Source organism: Nitrobacter sp. JJSN, assembly GCF_051912485.1.
In the GTDB taxonomy this organism is placed as follows: Bacteria; Pseudomonadota; Alphaproteobacteria; order Rhizobiales; family Xanthobacteraceae; genus Nitrobacter.
In genome coordinates this window covers 261,684-284,826 of the sequence record NZ_CP196822.1, presented here as the reverse complement: position 1 = coordinate 284,826, position 23,143 = coordinate 261,684, and the positions used below count along the sequence as shown (strand labels likewise).

The 23,143-nt window shown below is 62.0% G+C and carries 19 protein-coding genes; 9 read left to right on the top strand and 10 right to left on the bottom strand.

The window, feature by feature from the left end; translation table 11 throughout:
* Window positions 1-25: 25 nt before the first annotated feature.
* Window positions 26-529 carry a DUF1993 domain-containing protein gene (locus ACSZOQ_RS01385; RefSeq protein ID WP_439924331.1) on the top strand — a complete coding sequence of 168 codons (504 nt, stop codon included), beginning with the start codon at window positions 26-28 and terminating at the stop codon, window positions 527-529.
* A 102-nt stretch (window positions 530-631) separates the two neighbouring features.
* Here ACSZOQ_RS01385 and glpD read toward each other — a convergent pair whose 3' ends face one another.
* Window positions 632-2,173 (bottom strand): glycerol-3-phosphate dehydrogenase, encoded by a 1,542-nt coding sequence (glpD, locus tag ACSZOQ_RS01380; RefSeq protein ID WP_439924330.1) that lies wholly within the window; start codon window positions 2,171-2,173, stop codon window positions 632-634.
* 63 nt (window positions 2,174-2,236) lie between these two features.
* Between glpD and ACSZOQ_RS01375 the strand changes: the two genes are divergently transcribed.
* Window positions 2,237-2,554, top strand: a complete 318-nt coding sequence (locus ACSZOQ_RS01375) for a hypothetical protein (RefSeq protein ID WP_439924329.1) — start codon at window positions 2,237-2,239, stop codon at window positions 2,552-2,554.
* A 39-nt stretch (window positions 2,555-2,593) separates the two neighbouring features.
* Here ACSZOQ_RS01375 and ACSZOQ_RS01370 read toward each other — a convergent pair whose 3' ends face one another.
* The 8 genes from ACSZOQ_RS01370 to ACSZOQ_RS01335 all read right to left on the bottom strand — a co-directional run bounded on the left by ACSZOQ_RS01370 (window position 2,594) and on the right by ACSZOQ_RS01335 (window position 14,347).
* Window positions 2,594-2,830 carry a hypothetical protein gene (locus tag ACSZOQ_RS01370; RefSeq protein ID WP_439924328.1) on the bottom strand — a complete coding sequence of 79 codons (237 nt, stop codon included), beginning with the start codon at window positions 2,828-2,830 and terminating at the stop codon, window positions 2,594-2,596.
* Between the two features lie 208 nt (window positions 2,831-3,038).
* Complete coding sequence (locus tag ACSZOQ_RS01365) at window positions 3,039-3,473, bottom strand: acyl-CoA thioesterase (protein ID WP_439924327.1); 435 nt, start codon at window positions 3,471-3,473, stop codon at window positions 3,039-3,041.
* Window positions 3,474-3,519: 46 nt separating this feature from the next.
* Entirely contained in the window at window positions 3,520-5,610 is a 2,091-nt protein-coding gene (locus ACSZOQ_RS01360; protein WP_439924326.1) for a 3-hydroxyacyl-CoA dehydrogenase NAD-binding domain-containing protein, read from the bottom strand.
* A gap of 7 nt (window positions 5,611-5,617) precedes the next feature.
* On the bottom strand, window positions 5,618-6,901 hold the full coding sequence (locus ACSZOQ_RS01355; RefSeq protein ID WP_439924325.1) for an acetyl-CoA C-acetyltransferase: 1,284 nt from the start codon (window positions 6,899-6,901) through the stop codon (window positions 5,618-5,620).
* On the bottom strand, window positions 6,901-9,165 hold the full coding sequence (locus tag ACSZOQ_RS01350; RefSeq protein WP_439924324.1) for an acyl-CoA dehydrogenase: 2,265 nt from the start codon (window positions 9,163-9,165) through the stop codon (window positions 6,901-6,903). Before ACSZOQ_RS01350 ends, ACSZOQ_RS01355 begins: the two co-directional genes overlap by 1 nt.
* 356 nt (window positions 9,166-9,521) lie before the next feature.
* Window positions 9,522-10,124: a TetR/AcrR family transcriptional regulator gene (locus ACSZOQ_RS01345; RefSeq protein WP_439924323.1), complete on the bottom strand. Its 603-nt coding sequence runs from the start codon at window positions 10,122-10,124 to the stop codon at window positions 9,522-9,524.
* A gap of 18 nt (window positions 10,125-10,142) precedes the next feature.
* The gene (locus ACSZOQ_RS01340) at window positions 10,143-13,277 is read right to left on the bottom strand and encodes an efflux RND transporter permease subunit (RefSeq protein WP_439924322.1); all 3,135 of its coding nucleotides are present in this window, start codon (window positions 13,275-13,277) and stop codon (window positions 10,143-10,145) included.
* A 14-nt stretch (window positions 13,278-13,291) separates the two neighbouring features.
* Window positions 13,292-14,347: an efflux RND transporter periplasmic adaptor subunit gene (locus tag ACSZOQ_RS01335; protein WP_439924321.1), complete on the bottom strand. Its 1,056-nt coding sequence runs from the start codon at window positions 14,345-14,347 to the stop codon at window positions 13,292-13,294.
* A 552-nt stretch (window positions 14,348-14,899) separates the two neighbouring features.
* Between ACSZOQ_RS01335 and ACSZOQ_RS01330 the strand changes: the two genes are divergently transcribed.
* The 5 genes from ACSZOQ_RS01330 to ACSZOQ_RS01310 all read left to right on the top strand — a co-directional run bounded on the left by ACSZOQ_RS01330 (window position 14,900) and on the right by ACSZOQ_RS01310 (window position 20,092).
* On the top strand, window positions 14,900-16,996 hold the full coding sequence (locus ACSZOQ_RS01330; RefSeq protein WP_439924320.1) for a methyl-accepting chemotaxis protein: 2,097 nt from the start codon (window positions 14,900-14,902) through the stop codon (window positions 16,994-16,996).
* Window positions 16,997-17,161: 165 nt separating this feature from the next.
* Window positions 17,162-17,377 carry a CsbD family protein gene (locus ACSZOQ_RS01325; RefSeq protein WP_439924319.1) on the top strand — a complete coding sequence of 72 codons (216 nt, stop codon included), beginning with the start codon at window positions 17,162-17,164 and terminating at the stop codon, window positions 17,375-17,377.
* A 229-nt stretch (window positions 17,378-17,606) separates the two neighbouring features.
* Complete coding sequence (gene trhO, locus ACSZOQ_RS01320) at window positions 17,607-18,374, top strand: oxygen-dependent tRNA uridine(34) hydroxylase TrhO (protein ID WP_439924318.1); 768 nt, start codon at window positions 17,607-17,609, stop codon at window positions 18,372-18,374.
* Window positions 18,367-18,579, top strand: coding sequence for a SlyX family protein (locus ACSZOQ_RS01315; protein WP_439924317.1), 213 nt, complete (start codon window positions 18,367-18,369; stop codon window positions 18,577-18,579). The genes trhO and ACSZOQ_RS01315 overlap by 8 nt, the downstream gene beginning before the upstream one ends.
* A 196-nt stretch (window positions 18,580-18,775) precedes the next feature.
* Window positions 18,776-20,092, top strand: a complete 1,317-nt coding sequence (locus ACSZOQ_RS01310) for a DUF3422 family protein (RefSeq protein ID WP_439924316.1) — start codon at window positions 18,776-18,778, stop codon at window positions 20,090-20,092.
* 163 nt (window positions 20,093-20,255) lie between these two features.
* Here ACSZOQ_RS01310 and ACSZOQ_RS01305 read toward each other — a convergent pair whose 3' ends face one another.
* On the bottom strand, window positions 20,256-21,233 hold the full coding sequence (locus ACSZOQ_RS01305; RefSeq protein ID WP_439924315.1) for an NAD(P)H-dependent flavin oxidoreductase: 978 nt from the start codon (window positions 21,231-21,233) through the stop codon (window positions 20,256-20,258).
* 178 nt (window positions 21,234-21,411) lie between these two features.
* Here ACSZOQ_RS01305 and ACSZOQ_RS01300 point away from each other — a divergent pair, with 178 nt between their 5' ends.
* Window positions 21,412-22,176 carry a DUF2478 domain-containing protein gene (locus tag ACSZOQ_RS01300; RefSeq protein ID WP_439924314.1) on the top strand — a complete coding sequence of 255 codons (765 nt, stop codon included), beginning with the start codon at window positions 21,412-21,414 and terminating at the stop codon, window positions 22,174-22,176.
* Window positions 22,177-22,417: 241 nt separating this feature from the next.
* Window positions 22,418-22,705, top strand: a complete 288-nt coding sequence (locus tag ACSZOQ_RS01295) for a hypothetical protein (protein WP_439924313.1) — start codon at window positions 22,418-22,420, stop codon at window positions 22,703-22,705.
* Window positions 22,706-23,143 lie beyond the last annotated feature (438 nt).

Here is a 23,143-nt window from a genome sequence, read left to right as displayed (position 1 = left end):
GACCTCGCATCCTAAAGAGCAGCCCATGTCATTTTATGATTCTACCGCCCCCGCCTTCCTGCAAACGCTCGGCGCCCTCTCCGACATTCTCAGGAAAGCCGAAGGCTATGCTATTGCGCGAAAAATCGCGCCCGAAGCGCTACTGACCGCGCGGCTCTATCCAGACATGCTGCCGCTGACGCGCCAGATTCAGATCGCCTGCGACTTCGCCGTGAAGACTTGCGCGCGGCTGAGCGGCTCGGAGGTGCCTAGCACGCCGGATACGGAAAAGACCTTTGACGACTTACAGCAGCGCCTCGCCACGGCGACGAATTACGTGAAGGACACAGCGCCGGCCAAATTCGAAGGTGCGGAAACTCGCGATGTGACCTTCCCCGCCGGTCCGGACAAGACAATGACATTGAAGGGCCAGCAATATCTCAGCCACTTCGCCCTGCCGAACTTCTACTTTCACGCAACGACCGCATACGACATCCTGCGTCACAACGGGGTCGAGATCGGCAAGCGGGACTTCATGGGCGTGAAATAAGGCTCGGTCGGGCTGAACTGTTACCTATTTGCGTATCGCAGAAGAAAAGCCGGGATCGCTCCCGGCCTTTCGTTGAGGGACGACCCGCGTGACCTGGTTGCGCTATGGCCGCGCGCCTGCGTTCTGCTTCGGTCGCGCGGTGATCCGTTGTGTAGCGATCCATTCGTCAAGCGCCGCGATGTCAGCCGACGACATCCGCAAGCCGAGCTTGGAGCGCCGCCAGACGACGTCCTCCGCAGTGCAGGCCCATTCGTCGGAGATCAGATAGCGGACCTCGCGCTCGGTCAGAGTACCGCCGAATCCCCGACCGAGATCGGCCATGGATTTCGCTGCGCCTAACACCTTCGCCGCGCGGGTCCCGTAGGCGTGGGCGAGACGGTTCGCATGTGCCAGCGTCAAGAAAGGATAGCAGCGCAACAGGTCCGCCGTCAGCGCCGCGACCGCCGACACATTCATGTCGCCGCCGGGCAGCGGCGCCTTCGCGGTCCAGCCCTCGCGCGCTTTGGTCCCTTTGAGATAGGGCGACAGCTTTTCCAGCGCCTCCTCGGCGAGCCGGCGATGGGTGGTGATCTTGCCGCCATAGACCGAGAGCAGCGGCACACCGCCGGGCGTATCGAGTTCGAAGGCGTATTCGCGGGTGGCGGCCTTGGCTTCGCTGGCGCCGTCGTCGTAGAGCGGGCGCACCCCGGCATAGGTCCACACCACGTCCTCCGGCTTCACCGGCTTCGCCAGATATTCGCTGACAGAGGCGCAGAGATAAGCGATCTCCTCGTCCGTGGCCTTCACCTTGGCGGGATCGCCATCGTAATCGCGGTCTGTGGTGCCGATCAGGGTGAAGTCGTCCTGATAGGGAATTGCGAACACGATCCGGCCATCGCTGTTCTGGAAAATATAGGCGCGGTCGTGGTCGTAGAGCTTCCTGACCACGATATGCGAACCCTGCACCAGCCGCACTCTTGCGCGGGTGTTGACGCCGGCACCGAGCCCCAGCACCTGTTCGACCCACGGGCCGCCTGCGTTGACCAGCACCCGCGCCGCGATGGTGCTGTGTTCGCCGCTCAGCGTGTCCTCGACCGTGACGTGCCAGAGGCCGTCGGCCTGGCGGGTCTCGACCGCACGCGTCCGGGTTCGGATGTCCGCACCGCGACCAGCCGCATCGCGCGCGGTGAGAACGACGAGGCGAGCATCATCGACGAAACAGTCCGAATATTCGAAACCCTTGCGGTAACGGCCGGGGGTTAGCGGCTTGCCGACCTCGTCGCGCGCGAGATCGACCGAACGCGTCGGCGGCAGCAGCTTTCGTCCGCCGATATGATCGTAAAGGAACAGGCCGAGCCGCAGCAGCCATGTCGACCGCAAGCCCGCGTGATGCGGCAGCACGAAGCGCAGCGGGCGAATGATGTGAGGCGCGATCCGCCAGAGAATTTCGCGCTCGATCAGCGCCTCACGAACCAAATGAAACTCGTAATATTCGAGATAGCGCAGCCCGCCATGCACGAGCTTGGTCGACACCGACGAGGTGCCGCTGGCGAGATCATTCATTTCGCAGAGGAAAACCGAATTGCCCCGCCCCGCAGCGTCGCGCGCGATCCCGCACCCATTGACGCCGCCGCCGATGATAGCGAGGTCGAAAACCTGACTCACAGACGCATTCCTTGCGTTCTTTAAAGAAAAACACAGGTGCTAAAATAGCATACGATGCTTCCAATGTTCAGTGCCGCGGGCAGCATCCGGGATGGCTGCGAGAGGTTAGCCCACAGCCCCGAGGTGCATTCCCGCACTGCCGACCTCTCCATCATGGCCAAGATCGTCGGCTTGCCCGGGATCGCCACAATCTCGGTAACCGCGCGCCTGGCAGATGGCGTGAAGGCCCAGAGGGCAGACGAAAGTCTGGATCTGGCTGAGATGAGCGATATGCACCGGCCACTGCGGCGCAGCTGGTTTCAAGATCTCGGATCGACGCTGGTAATCCCGGTCACCAGCATCACAAGATCAGAGGGATCTCATGGTGCCTATTTCAGGTAAGCGGTCAACGCAGTATTCCTGCGCCGGGCAACGCCGCCGTCAAAACCGAAATTTCGGTAAGGCCCGGCGCAGAGACGTCACGAAACCGGGAGAGACGGATTTCGACGACGATGCCCGCGACTTCGCAGCGCGCTCCGCCTCGCGGGCGCTCCGGAACAGCTTGCCATCCAGGGAGCTGAACCGCCGAGAGGCCGAAAAGAACCGGAACCCCGCGCGATCGCGCACGACGATGCCCGCGGATTCCGAACCAACTTCGATGATATAGGTATTTGACATGTCTCACTCGCAGTTTCCGGCCCGAAGGCCGCGCGAATAACGGGCATCGGGGAAAAACGTTCCCGTCGTGCCATCCTCAGGATATGGACATGGTTCTCTCGTCCGCAACTAGAATCCGTCGAGATTTGATTGCTCGTCGAACAGCATCTCCGGCCCGGCTTGGCGCAAGCCGTCTGATTGTCCTAACACAGACGAAAGTTGATGCTGATTAGGCCGTAACCGGCCGGCCGGTCGGCGGGACTTCGCGCGGGTGGCCCTGATCGTCGATCGCGACATAGGTGAACGTGCCATCGGTGACGAGGATGAACTGCATCTCCTTGCGGCGCATCACCCAGGCTTCCAGGTGCACCGTTATCGAGGTCCTGCCGATGCGGACCAGCGTGGCATGCACGGAGACGAGATCGCCGACAAATACCGGTTTGCGGAAATTCATGGCGTCGATCGCGACCGTCACGGTGCGCGACTGCGCAAGCTTGGACGCGAAGATGCCGCCGCCAATGTCCATCTGGCTGAGCAGCCAGCCGCCAAAAATATCGCCGTTCTGGTTGGTATCCGCGGGCATCGCCAGCGTGCGCGTGCAGAGTTCGCCGAGCGGCGCGGTTTCAGCGATCGGCGGGGCGTGAACGGCTGTAGCGTCGGTCATGAGGGGGTCCGCGATTGATCTGTCCGAGGCAATATCACGCACCGCCTCACTTGAACGTATCCCAGCCGGCATCCGGCGCGAAACGAACGCCGAATTTTCCCGCGAGTTCGCGCAGGTTGGCGGCTACATTCTCCGCGCCACGGGTACGCGCATAGTTCAGCGGCCCGCCGCGGAACGGCGCGTAGCCGGTGCCGAAGATCATCGCACCGTCGACCAGATCGGGATCGTCAACGATGCCTTCGCGCAGGCACGCGACGCAGACGTTCGACATAGGCAGCACCAGGCGGTCGATCATTTCCGGCGTGACCTGCGACCTGCTTGCGGTGCCCTTCTCGGCCTTGCCGTCGCGCCAGGTGTAAAAACCCTGGCCGGTCTTGCGGCCGAGTTCGCCCTTCGCGACCTTTTCGCGCAGCCAGTCCGGCGGCTGTGGAAGAGCATCACCGAACTTCGAGCGCAGCTCGTCACCAACAGCGAGGCAGATGTCCAGCCCGACCTGGTCGGCGAGTTCAATCGGCCCCATTGGCATGCCGAATTTTCCCGCCGCGGCATCGATTACGGTCTTGTCGATCTTCTCGTCGAGCATGACCATGGCTTCGAGCATGTACGGCGTCAGCGCGCGGTTGACGAGGAAACCCGACGAGCTCTTCACCGGCAGCGGCAGCCGGTCGATGGCGCCGACGAACGCCATTGCCTCTTTCAACACCTGCGAGTCGGCAGTGTCGTGGCTGACCACCTCGACCAGCTGCAGCCGCGACACCGGATTGAAAAAGTGCAAGCCCACCAGCCGCTCCGGATGCTGCAGCGTGGTGCGCAGCTCCTGTAGCGGAATGCTCGATGTGTTGGTGGCGAGGATCGCGCCCGGCTTCATCCTGGGCTCGATACCGGCATAGACCTTCTGCTTCAGTTCAAGCTTCTCGGGTACCGCCTCGATGATGAGATCGGCATTGCGCACGCCTTCGCCGCTGAGGTCTGGTATCAGGCGGTCGAGCGTGTCGCGAATCTCGGTCCGCTTGCGCACGATCTTGCCGTAAAGATCGGCTGCCCGCTTGACCGCGCCTGCGATCGGCTCCGGCTTCATGTCCGCGAGCGTGACCCGGATGTCCTGGTGCGCGCACCACGCGGCGATGTCGCCGCCCATGGCGCCGGCGCCGATGACGTGCAGATGCTTCACGACGTTGCCGCCGCCAGCGAGCTTCTTCATCTGCTCGCGCAGGAAGAACACCCGAATCAGGTTCTGCGCCGTCGACGTCACCATCAGCTCGGCGAAGGAACGTTTTTCGGCCGCAAGCATCGCGGTCTTGCTGCCGCCATGCTTTTCCCAGAGATCAATCAGCGCATAGGGAGCCGGATAATGCTCTTGCGGTGCGGCCTTCGCAGCCTCCTGGCGCATCCGCTTGGCGAGAAAGCCGCGAACGGGACCGAGATTAAGCAGCCGATTGAGCACACCTGGCCTGCCACTCTTCAGCCGGCCGCCAACCATATCCTTCACTGCGTTACGGACGTGACGTTCCTGCGTCACGGCATCGACAAGGCCGAGCGATTTCGCCTTGCGCGCATCGATGGTCTTGCCGGTCAGCATCAGCGTCATGGCCTGCATCGGATTGACTAGTCTGGTAGACCGCGCCGTACCGCCGAGGCCAGGATGCAGGCCGAGCATCACTTCCGGGAAACCGAACCGCGCGTCGTCGATGGCGATCCGCGTCCGGCACGCCAGCGCCAGCTCGAGTCCGCCGCCGAGGCAGAAGCCGTGGATCACGGCGACGCTCGGAACCTTCAGCGCCTCCAGCCTGTCGATGATGCCGTGCGCGCGGCCGATCGTCGTTTCGACCGCGCCCGGATCGGCGGCGCCGCGGAACTCATTGACGTCTGCTCCGGCGATAAAGCCCGATGTCTTCGCCGAGCGGATCACGATGCCGGATGGCGGCTGGTTTTCCAGCACGCTCAGGATCGCGCTGAACTCCTCCATCACCTCCGACGACAGCGTATTGGCGCTGGAATCGGCGCGGTCGAACAGCACCCACGCCACGCCGTCGGCATCGCGCGTCAGCTTGAAGTTGCGATAAGGGCCGCTCGCGTCGGGTTTCGGCCCGAGCTCCAGCACGCGATCCTTGAGAACGTCCAAGACCTTCGAATCCATGACGCCCTCACACCATCTCTATCAGCATCGCACCGCCCTGCCCGCCGCCGATGCATTCGGTGGCGATGCCGCGTCGGTTGCCAAGCCGCTTCATGGCGTTGACGAGGTGCAGCACGATGCGGTTGCCCGAAGTGCCGACGGGATGGCCGAGGCTGACCGCGCCGCCATCGACGTTGAGTCTGGCACGGTCGACCGTGCCGGCCGCACCGTCGAGGCCGAGCACCTCGCGACAGAATTTTTCGTCCTCCCACGCGGCGAGGCAGCCGAGCACTTGGGTGGCGAACGCTTCGTTGAGCTCCCAGGTCTCGATGTCGTGGAGCGAGAGCTTGTTGCGTTTCAACAGCTCGGTCGTCGACAGCACCGGGCCGAGCCCCATGATCGAGGGATCGAGCGCCGACCACTGGCTGTCAATGATCATCGCCTTCGGCTTGAGTCCGTGTTTGATGACGGCATCCTCCGATGCGAGAATGGTCCAGCAGGCGCCGTCGGTGATCTGCGACGAATTGCCGGCGGTGACCTGGCCCCACGGCCGCTCGAACACCGGCTTCAGCTTCGCCAGCGTCTCCATCGAAGAGTCCGGGCGCACGCCGTCGTCGTGATCGTAGAATTTACCGTCGCGAGAGAATGCGGTTTCCAATTCGCCCTTGAGCCAGCCTTCGGCCTGTGCCTTCGCAAGCCGCTTGTGGCTTTCGACCGCGTAGGCGTCGGATTGTTCGCGGGTGATGCCGAAAAGATGGCCGACCACCTCGGCGGTCTGGCCCATGTTGAGTTCGGTGATCGGATCGGTCAGCCCCCGCTCAAGCCCGATGATCGGCTTGAAATAGGGCGGCCGCGCTTTCGCGATCGCCTTGATTTTCTCAACGATGCCCTTGGCGCCGGCGACGCCTGCGAACCAGCGCACGCCCTGCTGCGGCCACACCAGCGGTGCGTGGCTCAGCGCCTCCGCACCACCAGTCAGGATCAGGTTGGCATTGCCGTCGCGGATGTAGCGATAGCCGGTGTCCATCGATTGCATGCCGGAGCCGCAATTGATCTGCACCGTGAACGCCACCATTGCCTCGCCCATGCCGAGCCGCAGCGCAGCGACGCGGGCTGGATTCATCTCGTCGGCGATGACGTTAACGCAGCCGAGGATGACTTGATCGAACGCGTCTGGCGCAAACGGCTGCCGCGCCAGAAGCGGCCGTCCACATTGCACCGCCAGATCGACCGGCGTGAACGGCCCTGGACCGCTGCGCGCTTTCAGAAAGGGGGTTCGGCTGCCGTCGATGATATAGACCGGACGCACCATCAGCCTGCCGCCCTCGCTTCGCTTCGTTCCTGCAAGATCTGCACGTTGACGGATTTCTTGTAAGGCGACAATGCTTCCGGCGCGAAGTCATCGACCTCGATGACGCGGAGCACCGCCTCGTGCGCCGCCTTGTATTGCTCGGCTTCGACCTGAGTGATGACGCCCTGCTTCACCGCCACATCCGCATCGTGCAGGCGCGCCGCGCGCATCCGCTTGAACACCTCCTCCGAGGCGGTAACCAGTAGAAACGCCTTTTCCAGCCGCGCCGGACCACGGTCATCATCGACATGCGCGAGCCCCGACGTCAAGCGGTCGCGAGCGACAGAAGGCTCCAGCACCAGCTGCGCGCAAGCATGCACAACCTTGTCGCTCGGCCCGCGCGCCAGCGCGCCCAACGGCTGGATGATGAATTTGAGCATGACCGCGACGATGCGGTTCGGCAGGTTGGCCAGGATATCCGCAAACCGCTGCTCGATGGTGCGGAAGCCGGTCGCCATGCACCATTCGACTAGCGGGAGATCGGCCTCCTGACGGCCCTCGTCATGCCACCGCTTAAGGACGGCCGACAAGAGATACAGCTCGGAGAGAATGTCGCCGAACCGCGCCGACAGCATCTCCTTGCGCTTCAGCTTGCCGCCGAGCGTCAGAAGCGCCATGTCGGCACACAACGCGAAGGCCGACGAATAGCGCGAGAGCTGACGATAGAAGTTGGTCACCGCGCCCGCATCTTCCGGCGCGGGTGCGAACGCCCCGCCGCTCCAGCTTCGACCCCAGGCGCGGAACAGCGTGGTGGCGCTGTGGACGATGTGAACCCAGAACGCCTTGTCAAAGGTATCGAGACCCCTGGCTCGGTTTGTGTCGCTGAGCCCATTCATCTCCTGCAGCAGATAGGGATGCGCGCGGATCGCGCCCTGCCCGAAGATGATGAGGTTGCGCGTCAGGATGTTGGCGCCTTCCACCGTGATCGAGACCGGTACCCCGCGATAGAGATTCCCGAGGTAGTTTTGCGGTCCGTCGATCACGGCCTTGCCGCCGTGGATATCCATGGCGTCATCGATCACGGTGCGCAGCCGTTCGGTGGCGTGCAGCTTCATGATGCCGGAAATGACGGCGGGATGGTGACCCTCGTTGAGCGCGGCGCAAGTCAGCCGCCGCGCCGCGTCGATCAGATAGGCCGTGGCGGCGATCCGAGCCAACGGCTCCTCGATGCCCTCGAACTTGCCGATCGGAATGCCGAACTGCTCACGGACGCGGGCATAGGCGCCGGTGGTGCGCGCCGCGAAGGCCGCGCCCGCCGCCGACAACGACGGCAGCGAAATGCCGCGCCCGGCGGCCAGCGCCGTCATCAGCATCTTCCAGCCCTGACCCAGACGCTCCTTTCCGCCGATGACGTAGTCGAGCGGAATGAAGACGTCCTTGCCCCAGTTCGGACCGTTCTGGAACACTTGCATCGCCGGCAGATGGCGACGACCGATCGATACACCCGGCAGATCGGTCGGGATCAGCGCCACGGTGATGCCAAGGTCTTCCTGCGAGCCGACCAGATGTTCCGGGTCATAGGCCTTGAAGGCGAGGCCGAGCAACGTCGCCACCGGGCCGAGCGTGATGTAGCGCTTGTGCCAGTTGAGCCTGAGCCCGATCACCTCGCGGCCCTCGAACGTGCCCTTGCAGATAATGCCGCTGTCGACCATCGCCGCGGCATCAGAGCCGGCTTCCGGACTGGTCAGACCAAAACACGGAACGTCAAGGCCGTCGGCGAGGCGCGGCAGCCATTTGTTCTGCTGATCCCTGGTGCCGAAGCGCATCAGCAATTCGCCGGGGCCGAGCGAATTCGGCACCATCACCGTAACTGCGGCGACCAGCGAGCGCGACGAAATCTTACGTACCACTTCCGAATGCGCATAGGGCGAGAAGCCGAGCCCGCCGTACTCGGTCGGAATGATCATGCCGAAGAATTTTTTCTGCTTGATGAAATCCCAGACATCCGGCGGCAGATCGCGCCATTTCCAGTTGATCTTCCAGTCGTCGAGCATGGCGCAGAGTTCGTCCACCGGGCCGTTGAGGAACGCCTCTTCCTCCGCGGTCAAAGTTGCCGGCGCAGTGGCCAGCAGCTTCGCCCAGTCGGGATTGCCGGTGAACAGGTCAGCGTCCCACCAGACATCGCCGGCCTCCAGCGCCTCGCGCTCGGTATCCGACATCGACGGCAGCACGCGGCGCGCCCAGGAGAAGATCAGCTTGGAGATCACGTCACGGCGAAAACTCATCGCAATGTCCTCTTGTTCGGGTAATCGACGCGGTCGGGCCGGTTGGGGTCGCTATAGGCAATGACCTTAATACCCATAAGAGGAAATATCCTTAAAAAGGCAAAAGCGAGTTTCATTTCATGGTTTCGCAATTGAAAATTAAGTGAAATTTTGCAATTCGAGGCTGGCCTGCGCCCGCAGGATAGCGCAAGAGTTCCAAAAATGCGATTTGCAAACGCGTGAAGGCCGTACCGGCCGCAATGCGGTAGGCGGGCACACGAAAACGGAAGCGGCGGCGAACGCTTTGAATGCGCCGAAGATCTCAGCGCCGTCTGCGGCTCGCGTTCACGAAAATCCGCAAAACTTCAGTTCAACCGTTATTTCCCGCGCGGCGCAAGACCGCCAAGCACGAAATCGATCATCTGGTCGAGCGTCGGTCCGGGCTTGTCGACGCATTGCGCGATCATCTGCGGATGGAAAAAACGCATCATCGCAGTGCATGTACATAGCGCCGCCAGCGGCACGTCCGGCGCCTCGAACTCGCCGCTCGCCGCGCCGTGGGCTATCACAGCGCCGATGGACGCGGCGATTCCCTCCATGTGCGCCTTGCAGACGTCCCAGTCTTCTTCCATGGCAATGGCGACCATCTCGTGCAGCTTGGAATCGCCGACATAGCGTTCGCTGTTCATCTGATGGATCGTTAAAAGGAGCTCACGCAGGCGCTGCGCGGCCGGACCGGGCACGGCTGCGATCGCCTGCGCCGCGTCCTCGACCTCGCCCATCAGCCGCCGCGCAACGCCCTGGTGAATCGTCTTCTTCGAATCGAAGAAGCGATAGACGTTGGCGGGCGACATCCGCAGCACTTTTGCGATGTCGGCGACGGTGGTCTTCTGGTAGCCGATCTCGCGGAACAGCCGCTCCGCCACCACCAGAATCCGGTGGCGCGTATCAGCCTCGGTGCTGTCTGTAACCATCGCCATGAGCGAACCCATCTTCAATTATTCCGCGGCCTGAGCAAGCGGAAAAGCGAGCTGCGTATCGCGCGGCACAGGTTTCGCGTGCTCCGGCTCGCCGCCGCGTTCATCCAAACTCTTCCTGAACCACAGCGCGTAGAGGCCCGGCAGATACAATAGGGTCAGGAAGGTTGCAACGAACAACCCGCCCATGATGGTGATCGCCATCGGGCCCCAGAACGCCGAGCGCGACAGCGGGATCATCGCAAGGATCGCGGCCAGCGCCGTCAGCACCACCGGGCGCGCACGACGGACCGTGGCTTCGACAATCGCCTCACCGCGGGTCAGGCCGTGCGTGACGTCGGTCTCAATCTGATCCACCAGAATGACTGCGTTACGCATGATCATGCCCGCCAGTGCGATCAGGCCGAGCAGCGCGACGAAGCCGAACGGCTGGTTCGCGATATTGAGGCCGAGGGAAGCGCCGACGATGCCGAGCGGCGCCGTCAGAAACACCAGAACGAGCCGCGAAAAACTCTGCAACTGGATCATCAGGAGCGTCAGCATGACGATGGCCATGAGCGGAAACAGCACGAAGATCGACGCATTGCCCTTGGCGGATTCCTCAAAAGCACCACCCGCCTCGATCCGGTAGGCAGGCTGCAGATGATCGCGAATGTCCTGCAATTTCGGCCATATCTGGTTGGTGACGTCGGGTGCCTGCACGCCGTCCACCACATCGCCACGCACCGTGATCGCCATATCGCGGTTGCGCCGCCACAGGATCGGCTCCTCGTGGGCGTATTCGATTTTCGCGACCTGCGACAGCGGCACCGCGACGCCGTTGCGCGATGTCACGGTGAGATCGCCGACGCCAGCGAGATCGAAACGTTCCGACGGCACCGCACGAGCCACGACGCCGACCTTCTCGATGCCGTCGCGCACTGTCGTCACCGGTACGCCCGAGATCAGCATGGCGAGCGCCTGCGAGACATCCTGCGGCGTCAGGCCAAGCGCACGGGCGCGATCCTGATCGACCACGAGCTTGAGGTAGGGCGTCTGCTCGTTCCAGTCGAGGCTGGGATCCTTCACGTTCGGATTGGCGCGCACCACGTCGCGCACCTTGTAGGCGATGTCGCGCACCACCTTGGGATCGGGACCGATCACTCGGAATTGAACGGGGAAGCCGACCGGCGGACCGAAGTTGAAGCGATCGACCCGGACCCGCGCCTCGGTCAGCGCGCCGTCATCCACCGCCTTCTCGATCTTCGCCTTGATGCGCTCGCGCGCCTCGACGTTCTTCGCGACGATCACGATTTCAGCGAAGGACTCGTTCGGCAGTTGCGGATTGAGCCCGAGCCAGAAGCGCGGCGAGCCCTGGCCAACATAGGCGGTGTAGGTCGCGATGTCGTTATCGTCCTTGAGAAGCTTCTCCGCCTCTTTCACCGACTTCTCGGTGACGCCGAACGCCGTTCCCTCCGGCAACCGCAGTTGCAGAAACAGCTCGGGCCGCTCCGACAGCGGGAAGAACTGCTGCTGGACATGACCGAATCCGACGATGGAAACCGCGAAGATGCCGACGGTCGCGGCCACCACCTTGATGCGGTGGTTCACACACCACTGAATGACCGCGCGCAGGCCGCGATACATCCGCGTCTCGTAAACCGCATGCGGATCGTGATTGTGATTGATCTTGATGTTAGGCAGCAGCTTGACGCCGATGTAGGGCGTAAAGATCACCGCGACGAACCAGGACGCGACCAGCGCAATCGCCACGATCCAGAAGATGCCGCCGGCATACTCGCCGACCCCGGAATTGGCGAAGCCGATCGGCAGAAAGCCGGCCGCCGTCACCAAAGTTCCGGTTAGCATCGGAAACGCGGTGGATTCCCAGGCAAAGGACGCGGCGCGAAAGCGGTCCCAACCCTGCTCCATCTTCACCACCATCATCTCAACCGCGATGATGGCATCGTCGACCAGAAGCCCGAGCGCGATGATCAGCGCGCCGAGCGTGATGCGATGCAGATCGAGCGACATCGCATTCATGACGATGAAGACGATCCCGAGCACCAGCGGCACCGACAACGCCACCACGATGCCGGTGCGCCAGCCCAGTGCGAGGAAGCTGACAAACAGCACGATCGCCAGCGCCTCGATGAACGAATGCACGAACTCGCCGACGGCGTGCTCGACCACTTTCGGCTGATCCGCGATGCGCTCGATATTGACGCCCTGCGGTACCGCCTGCATGAACTCGTCGGCAGCCTTGGTGACGTCCTCGCCGAGTTTGAGAATATTGGCGCCCTTCGCGGTCACGACGCCGATGCCGAGCGCGGGCTTGCCCTCCTGCCGCACCTTGAATGTCGGCGGATCGACGAACCCATGGGTAACCGTCGCGATATCGCCGAGGCGGAACACACGTCCGTTGCTTTCGACCGGCGTCTCCGCCACCGCATTGGCGCTATCGAGAGCGCCGGTGACGCGCAGCGCCACCCGTTGCGACGAGGTTTCAACGGTGCCGGCCGGCGTCACCGCGTTCTGTTTTGCAAGCGAATCGAAGATCGCCTGTGGCGCGATGCCGAGCGTCGCCAGCTTGGCGTGGGAGAACTCGACATAGATGCGCTCATCCTGGGTGCCGTAGAGGTTGACCTTGGTGACGCCATCCACCCTCAACAACCGCTGGCGCAGACCTTCAGCGACCTTTTTCAACTGCGCGTAGTCGGCGCCGGCGCCGGTCATCGTGTAGAGGATGGAATCGACGTCGCTGAACTCATCGTTGACCACCGGCCCGATGATTCCGGCTGGAAGGCTGCCCTGCGCATCCGCAAGCTTCTTGCGCAGCATATAGAACAGATAAGGCACCTGCTTCGGCGGCGCCGAGTCGAGGAAGGACACCTGCATCGCCGTGAAAGCCGGCTTGGAATAGGTCTGAACCTTGTCGAAATACGGCAGCTCCTGCAGCTTCTTCTCAAGCGGATCGGCGACCTGCATCTGCATCTCTTCCGCAGTCGCGCCGGGCCACATCACCGAAACGTTCACCACCTTGACCGTGAAAGAGGGATCTTCGGCCCGGCCGAGCTTCTCGTAGGAGAAGAAGCCGGCAACGCCGAGCGCGACGATCAGGAACAGGATCAGCGCCGGATGACTCACCGCCCATGCGGACAGGTTGAAGCGTTTCATGGCACTCTCCCCGTTTAGAACGACAGCGACGACACGACCCGGACCTTCTGCGCCGGATCGAGTTTCTGGACCCCGAGCACGACGACCTTCGCGCCCTCGTCCACACCACCGGTGATGATGACGTCGTCGCTCTCGTAGGATTTGACGGTGACAGGCTTCAGCGCGACGTCGCCTTTGTCATCGACGACATAGAGCGATGACGGACCGCCTTGGCTGAACAGCGCTGACAGCGGCACCCGCGCCACGCGAGAGGTGGCAGCGTCGGCCAGCGTCAGCGTCGCCGTCATGCCGAGGGACACCTTGTCACCAGCGTCCGGCAGCGAGAATTTGGCGAGATAGGTGCGGGTCGCGGGATCGGCGGTCGGCGCGATCTCGCGCAGTTTCGCCATATAGGTCTTGCCCGGCTCCGACCACAGCGACACGCGCGCGGTGCCGGTCTTGGCGCGGCCGATCAGTGTTTCCGGAATCGCGACCACCGCTTCCTTTTCGCCAAGGCGCGCGACGCGGATCGCGGGCTGGCCCGAAGCGACCACCTGCCCGGCGTCGACCAGCGTCGCGGTGACCACGCCGCGGGTGTCGGAGGTCAGTGTCGCATAGGACAGGGAATTCCTGGTCAGTCCGACCGAGCGCTGTGCGCGATTCAACCGCGCCCGCGCCTCATCGGCAGCGGCGCGCGCCTGATCGAGTTGGGCGTCCGTGGTCCAGCCCTTGGCACGCAATTCCTTGGCGCGCGTTTCGGCGGCGGCGGCCTGCGCCAGCACGCCTTTGGACGCACTCAATTCCGCCTGCGCCTGCTCGGCCTGCAATTCGAGATCGACTTCATCGAGGGTGGCGAGCGACTGGCCGATCTCGACGGTCTGGCCGACCTCGACGAGGCGCTTCGCGACCTTGCCGGGCACCCGGAAACCCATGTCGGTCTCGATCCGCGGCTTGATGGTACCTACGAAGCTCCGATCCGGGGTCTCGGCCTCGTAATGCACCGTGGCAGTCAAAACCGGGCGAGCCGGCTCAGCCTTATTGGCGGCAGATTCATTGCAGCCCCCCAGCGCCAGAACCGGAAGGGCGGCCATAATTAGAGGTAAATATCTGGAAAAACTGAAGAAAGAGGAATGAGACTGCATCGGAAGTTTTCTTCGGGTGTCAACCTCTAACTACTGTTGAATGTTTACTGATGATTGTCAACATTTATCATAGGTCATGAAGTCGTGAACGATGAGTTGTCCGGTCAAAGGTCCGGCTCCGGAAAAATGGAAAATGGGAGGCGCTCTCGATGGCGGCGGAGCGCGGCTAATCAGCGACCCAAGTCAGCGATCCAAAGAAAGGCAGTCCACCAGGCTTGAGCCGAAGCGACCATATGCAGACGGAGAGACTGTTCAGGAGTGGTGTCAGGTTGCCGCTGAGCGCAAATCACAGTCTCAGCGCACCCCTAGATAGATAAAATTTTAATCATGGCCGTTCAAAGATACCGCCGGCTTCAACACGGACTGCGCGGGCACTGCGGGCTCGCCACGCGCATCGAAGAACGTCCGTGAGCCGAACCGTCAGAGATCGGAGGCTCGTTCCCGTCCTACTAGAACTGTGAATGGGTGAGAATTCATCTGTATTTGGAAGGAATCCAAAAAATGAAGGCGAAGATAAGCGTTACTCTTCCTGCGATCGTCTCCGGGCTTGTCATGATAGGCGCCCTTTCCGCCGGAATTGCGGCCTATCAGGCGTACGAACAGCGGCAGAAATCCGAAGCATTTCTCGAAGTAAACCACATCTCGCAATTGCTATTGCAAAGCGCGGGGCAATGGGCGGTCGAGCGCGGCCTTACGAACGCGCCACTGAAGTCACCCGATGCCCTCCCTCCCGAACTTCGTCCCAAGATTGCCACCGCGCGGCAAACCGCCGATCGCTCATTCACGGAAGCCGCTCAACTGCTGCACGGGATTCCGTCGATGAAATCTGCAGGGACGCAGATCTCGGAGGCCGAGAGCACGTTCCAGTCATTCGTCGGCTTTCGCACGAGGCTCGATGAGAATCTTCCGAAACGGGGATCGGAGCGGAGCCCGGACGTCGTTGACGGCTTCTCACCAGCAATTACCAAGCTGATCGACCTCTCTGGCAACAAGCTGCGACTGACATTGGAAACGCTGACGCGTCCGCCAACCCCGGCTCTGACGCAATTGGTCAGCTTGCGCCATTTGACTGCGCAGATGGCGGAGAATGCCGGAAGGGAGCGCGCATTCCTCGGAGGGATGGTTGGCTCGCGCGCCAAGGTCCCCACCAGCGGCTTCCGGACCATCGCTCGTTTCCGCGGAAATGTGGAGTTGGCATGGGACACGATCTCACCGCTCCGGATGCGCACCGACCTGCCGAAAAAAGTCGCGGATGCGATCACGGGCGTCGAGACCGATTATTTCCAGGTCTACGGCCAGACACGCGACAGCGTGCTCGCGACGGCCGAGACGGGTGAGTACACGATCAGCGGCAACGACTACGTTGCGCGGGCGACTACCGCAATCAATTCGATTCTTCGCCTCGCCGACGCGGTTGGTGAAGCGGCTGACCAGGAAGCGACCAACGAAGCCGCAAACAGCTCGTCCAAACTGATCACCGCCGGACTGATATTGCTCGGCTGTCTCGCTCTGGCGCTGGTCAGCTTCTGGATTGCGTTCTCGCGGATCCTGCGACCGTTGGCTGCGCTGACGGGAGCGATGGGTGAACTCGCAAAAGGCAACTTCGGCGTGATCCTGCCCGGACTCGACCGCCAGGACGAGATGGGCGACATGGCGCGTGCGGTCGAGACCTTCAAAGTCAAGGCCGAGGAAAAAGCGCGCGACGAAGCGGAAGCCAAGATGCAGCAGGATCAACTTGCTGCCCAGCAGCGCAAGGCGGACATGCACAAGCTCGCCGACAGTTTCGAGGCGGCAGTCGGCGAAGTGATCCAGACGGTATCCTCGGCCGCGACCCAACTCGAAGGTTCAGCGACCTCTCTGACCCGGACAGCCGAGCAGACCCACCAGCTTTCATCCGCTGTGGCCGCGGCCTCCGAGGAAGCAACGGTCAACGTTCAGTCTGTGGCCTCGGCCAGCGAGGAGATGGCAGCGTCCGTCAATGAAATCAGCCGGCAGGTCCAGGAAGCGTCGAGGATCGCGAGCGAAGCAGCGCAAAAGGCACATAGTGCCGACCAGCGGATCACTTCGCTGTCGCAGGCATCCACCAAGATCGGAGACGTGATTGAACTCATCAACACGATTGCCAGCCAGACCAACCTTTTGGCGCTCAATGCAACGATCGAGGCCGCTCGCGCAGGCGAGGCCGGCCGCGGCTTCGCGGTGGTGGCGTCCGAGGTAAAGGCCTTGGCCGAGCAGACCGCGAAGGCGACCGCCGAAATCGGTCAGCAGATCGCAAGCATTCAGACGGCGACGGATGACTCCGTCGTTAACGTGAAGGAAATCGGTGTTGTCATCGGCAGGATCGCAGAGATTTCCGCGACGATCGCCTCAGCAGTCGAAGAACAGGCGTCTGCAACACAGGAGATATCCCGCAACGTCCAGCAGGCTGCGGCTGGAACCTCGGAAGTTTCCTCCAATATCATCGAGGTCAGCAATGGAGCGTCCGCGACCGGCAGCGCCTCTACTCAGGCCCTGGCGGCGGCAAAGTCGCTGAGCAACAATACCGATCGCCTCAAGCTGGAGGTCGAAAACTTCCTCGCAACAGTCAGAGCCGCCTAGTATCAACTCCATCATGAGCGGATTGCATCGTGCAGTCCGCTCATGAACTTTCCTTATCCGGAACTTTCTCGAGTCAGGTGACCGGATCACTCCTTTTGCCGCAGCAGGAACCCTTCAGAGCCCGGCGCGTTGTTCGGCGGACGCTCAACGCAAAGGAGACGACTTATGGGTTCGACTACGGACAAGATCAAGGGAACCGCCAACGAAGCAATTGGCAAGGCTAAACAGGGCATCGGCGAGGCTGTCGGATCTGACAGGCTTCAGGGTGAAGGCGCAATCCAGGAGGTGAAGGGCAAAGGCCAGAAAGCGCTTGGCGATGCCAAAGAAGCGACCAAGGACGCTGTCGACAAGGCAGCGGCTGCCGCCAACAAAAATCTTTGATCTGAGCTGATCTGAGGTAATGTTGACGTGAATGGACCGGTCCTGCGGGGGCCGGTCCATTTTTTTTGGGCTTAGCGTCTTGGTGGGGACTTGGTCGTGCGCAAAGGCCACTTATCGCGGCGCAGTTGGGGTGATCAATCCGCACGCGGAAGCCGGCGACAGAAAAAACGACATCTACCCCATCAACGCATGGGTTTCGCGATGCGACGCGGGCTGATAAACCCGCGCCATGCTCAAGGTCGCCGCTCTCTACCAATTTGCATCGCTGCCGGATTTTCGCGAGTTGCGCGAGCCGCTGCGCGCGTTTTGCGCCGGGCGTTCCGTCAAGGGCACGATCCTGCTCGCCGAAGAAGGTATCAACGGCACCGTCGCCGGCGCGGCGGAAGCCATCGATGCAGTGGTTACGGAATTGCAGACCGGCCTGCTGTTCTCCGGCCGGCTCGACAATCTCGAGCTGAAATTCTCGCAGGCATCAGTGATGCCTTTCGCGCGGCTGAAGGTTCGGCTCAAGAAAGAGATCGTGACGCTCGGCGACCCAGCAACTGATCCGACCCGCGCTGTCGGCATCTATGTCGAACCGAAGAACTGGAACGACCTGATCGCCGCGCCCGACACGCTTCTCATCGATACCCGCAATGCCTTCGAGGTGGCGATGGGCAGCTTCGAAGGCGCGGTTGATCCCCAACTCGCGCGGTTCGGCGAGTTCAAGGATTTCGTCACGCAAAAGCTCGATCCTGACAGGCATCGCAGGATTGCGATGTTCTGCACCGGCGGCATTCGCTGCGAAAAGGCAAGTTCGTATCTGCTGTCCCGCGGCTTCAAGGAGGTCTATCACCTCAAGGGCGGCATCCTGAAATACCTCGAAGGCATTCCTGAGAGCGAAAGCCGCTGGCAGGGCAAATGTTTTGTGTTCGACGACCGAATCGCGCTCAATCATGGGCTGAAAGAATCCCGGTGCGCGGCTCGGTTCATGGACGGAGCGCCCGGCGATGACTGACAAGACTTTCGCAGATCGCATCGAAGCGCTGGAGACGCGTCTGACCTATCAGGAAGAGACCATCGAAACCCTGAACCAGGCCGTCACCGCGCAATGGAAGCAGATCGACACGTTGACGCGGCAGGTTGCCGAGTTCGGCGAGCGCTTGCGGGAATCCGAAGCCGCACGGCCCGGCCCCGCCAACGAACCGCCGCCGCATTATTGAAGATTAACGTCACGCTTGCTTCCGTGACGCCTGCCACCGGCGGCATCGCCGTTGATTGACAATCGTTATCGGCTTATCAGGAGCGTCGCGTGATGCAATGACGTTGCGCACGTCATCACCACGTCGCTACAACTAGTGATAGTTCAGAAGTTCACTTCATTGCTCCTATTGGCAACGCATCGCCGGAGAGAATCGCATGACCGCGGAAGTCTCGATTGGGGACGGAGAGGCCGCCCGGCTGACGCCGCATCCGCTGCGGACCGCGATTCTGGGTGAGCTGCATGCGCGGCCATTTACGGCGCTGTCCGTTCCCGCTCGAATCCTGCATTTCGCGTTCGATACGGCCGGCGAGCGGGCCCAGGCCGATCGCGACCATCTCGCGGCATTCTGTTCGGCGCGCGGTCTGCCGGTGCCGACCTTTGCTGAGCGGCACTATCGCGTCACGTTGGGCACTACCGTACTGCGATGGGAGCAGCATTCCGAATTCACGACCTATACCTGGGAGCTACCCTCCCAACCTGACGGAATTCCGTTTCATCCAGCAGCCTCGGCGCTCGCTGCCCCGATGCAACTCGTGCCGCAACCCGGTCCGCTTATTGTCGCCATCGATATGCACGTCCTTGCCGACGGACCCGCCGTCCAACCGCCGGAGCGGCTGTTCGATCGCAACAGTCTCGCGCTTGCCGAAAACAGCGACGGCGCGGCGATCTACGCCACCGACTTCCAGCCCGACCCATCCGGCTTCGTGCGAATTCTGATAGTCGACCGCAAACTCAATCCGGATCGCGCCGGCGCGCTGGCGCAACGCGTGATAGAGATCGAAACCTATCGCACGCTCGCTTTGCTCGGCCTGCCCGAAGCGCAGCGGCTCGCGCCTTCAATCAGCACCGTCGAGCAACGGCTCGCCGAAGTGACGGACAAAATGCGCAACAACGGCAATCTCGCCGACAATCGCCACCTGCTCGACGAACTGACGGCGCTGGCCGCCGAAGTCGAGGCTGGCGCTGCGGCGAGCGTATTCCGCTTCGGCGCCAGTCGCGCCTATTACGAGATCGTGCAGCAACGGCTGGCGACCATCGGCGAACGCAAGGTGTCCGGGCTGCCGACGTGGACGTCGTTCCTGGCGCGGCGAATGGCGCCGGCGATGCGAACCTGCGTGACCACCGAGGCACGTCAGGAGAACCTGTCGTTCAAGCTGTCGCGCGCGGCGAACCTGCTGCGCACGCGCGTCGATGTCGAGCTCGAACAGCAGAATCAGGAACTGTTGAAATCGATGAACGCCCGCACGCGGATGCAGCTCCGGCTGCAGACCACCGTCGAGGGACTGTCGGTTGCGGCCATCACTTATTATGTGGTCAGCCTGTTCGGCTATGTCGCCAAGGCGCTCCACGAGTCCGGGTTGGTCCCGATCGAGCCGGGCTATCTGACCGCAGCCTTCATTCCGGTGGCGGCGCTGTCGATCTGGTCGGTCGTGCGCCGCATACGCCACAAACATATCGGCCGCGACGGCTGACGCTTTTGAAAGCGCGGCAACCACCCAACGATTTCATTTCCGCAGTTCGCTTTACGCCGGCTGGAGCCTTTTCGCTTCTGATGAAATCAGAAGCGAGGCTCCGTGATTTTGAATTGACGCGTTTTCTTCACGCGAACCGGCACCCACTTCGCTCGAAAACGCTCTATCCGTCGAGCAAGCCCGTCAACCTCTGGCGGACGATGCGCTCGGCCTCCAGCATGATGCGGTCGATCAGCTCCTTGCAGCTTGGCACGTCGTGGATCAGCCCCACGGTCATGCCGCAGCTCCAGGCGCCGGCATCCATGTCGCCCTCGATCATCACCTTGGGATAGACGCCGGCGACCTCCTCTATGATGTCGGCGATCTTGAGGCTTTCGCCTTTTTCCCGCTCGATCTCGATCAACCTCTCGACCTTGCGGTTGTTGAGTACGCGCTCGGTATTGCGCAGCGCGCGCATAATCAGCCGGGTGTCGAGTTCGGTGGCCGCAACCAGCGCCTTCTTCACGTTCTCATGCACCGGCGCTTCTTTCGTCGCGATGAAGCGTGTGCCCATGTTCATGCCGGCAGCACCCAGAGCCAGCGCGGCGACCAGGCTGCGCGCGTCCGCCATGCCACCCGACGCCACGAACGGAATCTTGAGTTCGTCCGCGGCGCGGGGGAGCAGGATCATGTTCGGCATGTCGTCCTCGCCGGGGTGACCGCCGCACTCGAAGCCGTCGACGCTGATCGCATCGCAACCGATCTGTTCCGCTTTCAGCGCGTGCCGCACCGAGGTGCATTTGTGAATCACCTTGATGCCGGCTGCCTTCAGCGCGGGCATGTACTGCTCCGGGTTGCGACCCGCCGTCTCGACGATCCTGATGCCGCCTTCCACGATCGCGCGGATGTATTCGGGATATGGCGGCGCGGTAAACGCGGGAAGAAACGTCAGGTTCACGCCGAACGGCTTATCGGTCATGCCACGGCAGCGCGCGATTTCCTTCGCCAGCAGATCCGGCGTCTTCTGGGTCAATCCGGTGATGATGCCGAGACCGCCCGCATTCGAGACTGCGGAGGCCAGTTCCGCAAAGCCGACGTAATGCATGCCGCCCTGCACAATCGGATGCTGGATGCCGAACAGTTCAGTGATGGCTGTTTTCACGGAAAACCCCGGTGAGACGGACTGATCGCCAACGTCCCATTCCGCTATCGGCTCGGCAAGCCGGATTCGGTGCCCTCTGGCGCCGCGCAATCCGGTGCGGAGCCTGCCATCGCCTTGAAATGGGTGCGCTTGACATGCCGCTCCAGGTCAGTTTCACTTACTCAACTACGCCATTCTGTTGATTATTTTCTGCAGAATGGACCGTAACGCCGCCCTGAATATGCAACTGCGGTTTTCCGCGCCGGAGACAGCGCGCCTGAGATTGAACGAAGCCGCAGACAGACACCCCGAGCAGCGATCAAGAATGCAAGACATGGCTGATGCAGAAGAGGGAACGATGGAGCGGCGCCCTGCTCCCCAAATTTCTGCCGAGCATACGGACCCCGGCCTGAGGCCGATCGGGGTGGTGGCTTACGATGACGGTCTCGTCAGGGATGCTCTGATAGCTCAATGCGCTGCCGCTCTGGTCGCCTCCGGTTACAAGCTCGGTGGCGTCGTCCAGTCAAACCCGCACCGGGAAGGCCGGCGTCGATGCGACATGTATGTCAAGGATCTGTTGTGCGGTGACGAGGTCAAGATCTCGCTGGACCGCGGCAACGAAGCAAGGGGCTGCCGGCTCGATCAGGACGCCTTCGCGCGCATCGACGCCTGGATCGAGCGCGCGGTGCTTGAACATGTCGATCTGGTGGTCATCAACAAGTTTGGCCGGGAAGAAGCACAGGGCCGGGGGCTGCGAGCGGTCATTGCCGAGGCCCTGATCGCCGATATCCCGCTTCTCATCGGTGTTTCCACGCAAAACCTCGGTGACTTTATGGCCTTCGCCGGAGATTCAGCTACGCGTCTGAAACCCGACATCGAGACAATGACAGCTTGGTGCCGAAACGCGATTGAACGGCGGGCTCACAATCGATGCGAGCCGGGACTGCCTTCCGTAGAAGCATAAGGCAAAGCCCGGTCGCAGCTGGTCTGCAAAAAAGCTGGTGGCTGGATGAGCCGGGAAAGGCTAGTCTCGTTGCAAGCGTTTCGCCTTCGGCAGAGGCGCGAAGTGCATCGAGTACTACGAGTCCCTATAGATAACCCCGCCTTGCCCCTTCATGCCGCCACCAGCTTGCACCCATGGCTCCGAAAGGCACGCCCGAACGGCAAGCTCCTTTCTCTCCAGCGCAAACAGATGAAGCGACGCGATGGATGATAAGCAGATCCTCCAAAATGCAACTCGCAGCGCAGCCCAAGCGGGTATGATCACGCTTGTGTTTGAGAATTTTACGGCGCAGCTGATCCGGTATGTCCTCAGCGGGCATCTTCTGGATGACGATTCTCTCATGATGCTCCGCGACAACTGCCTCCGTGATCTGAAAAACTCCACAATGACCGGAATGTCTTTGGAGGAAGAGGCCGAAATCTTCAGGCAGGCTGTCGAAAATGCGCAGAAGCTGCTCGACGCGGCGATAACGAGGGGACGGGGCTTTTAGTCTCCGGACGCTTCCGAAAGCCCGTTACGGGCGGCCCGACCATCCGGAACGACCGGTTTGTCGGATCAGTACGCTGACACCGGGGAACCCACCTATGCGCGGACCGCGGCGCGTGTGTTCCGCTGCCGGCTCGAGACATTCCGCGACAGCGGGCCAGCTGACCTGCTCGAGCCCGTTCCAGCACCGGCAGGCGACCGGGCATGAGGTTAACCCAGAGTGGCGGCAGACCTTGACAACCACCTTCACGCCAGCTTCCCAACGCTGGAGAAGGAGCAAGAAACGGATTTCCAGGTCAAACCGAAACTGGGAGTTAAGAGAATGAAGAATGCCGCGAAATAGTGCTTGACTTGGAAAGCTCCTACAAGTCTTGCTCGGCGCTCACCCGCGTTACGGCCTGCACACCGCGCTGTCACCGTTCCAGCGTGGCTTCCATCTGAA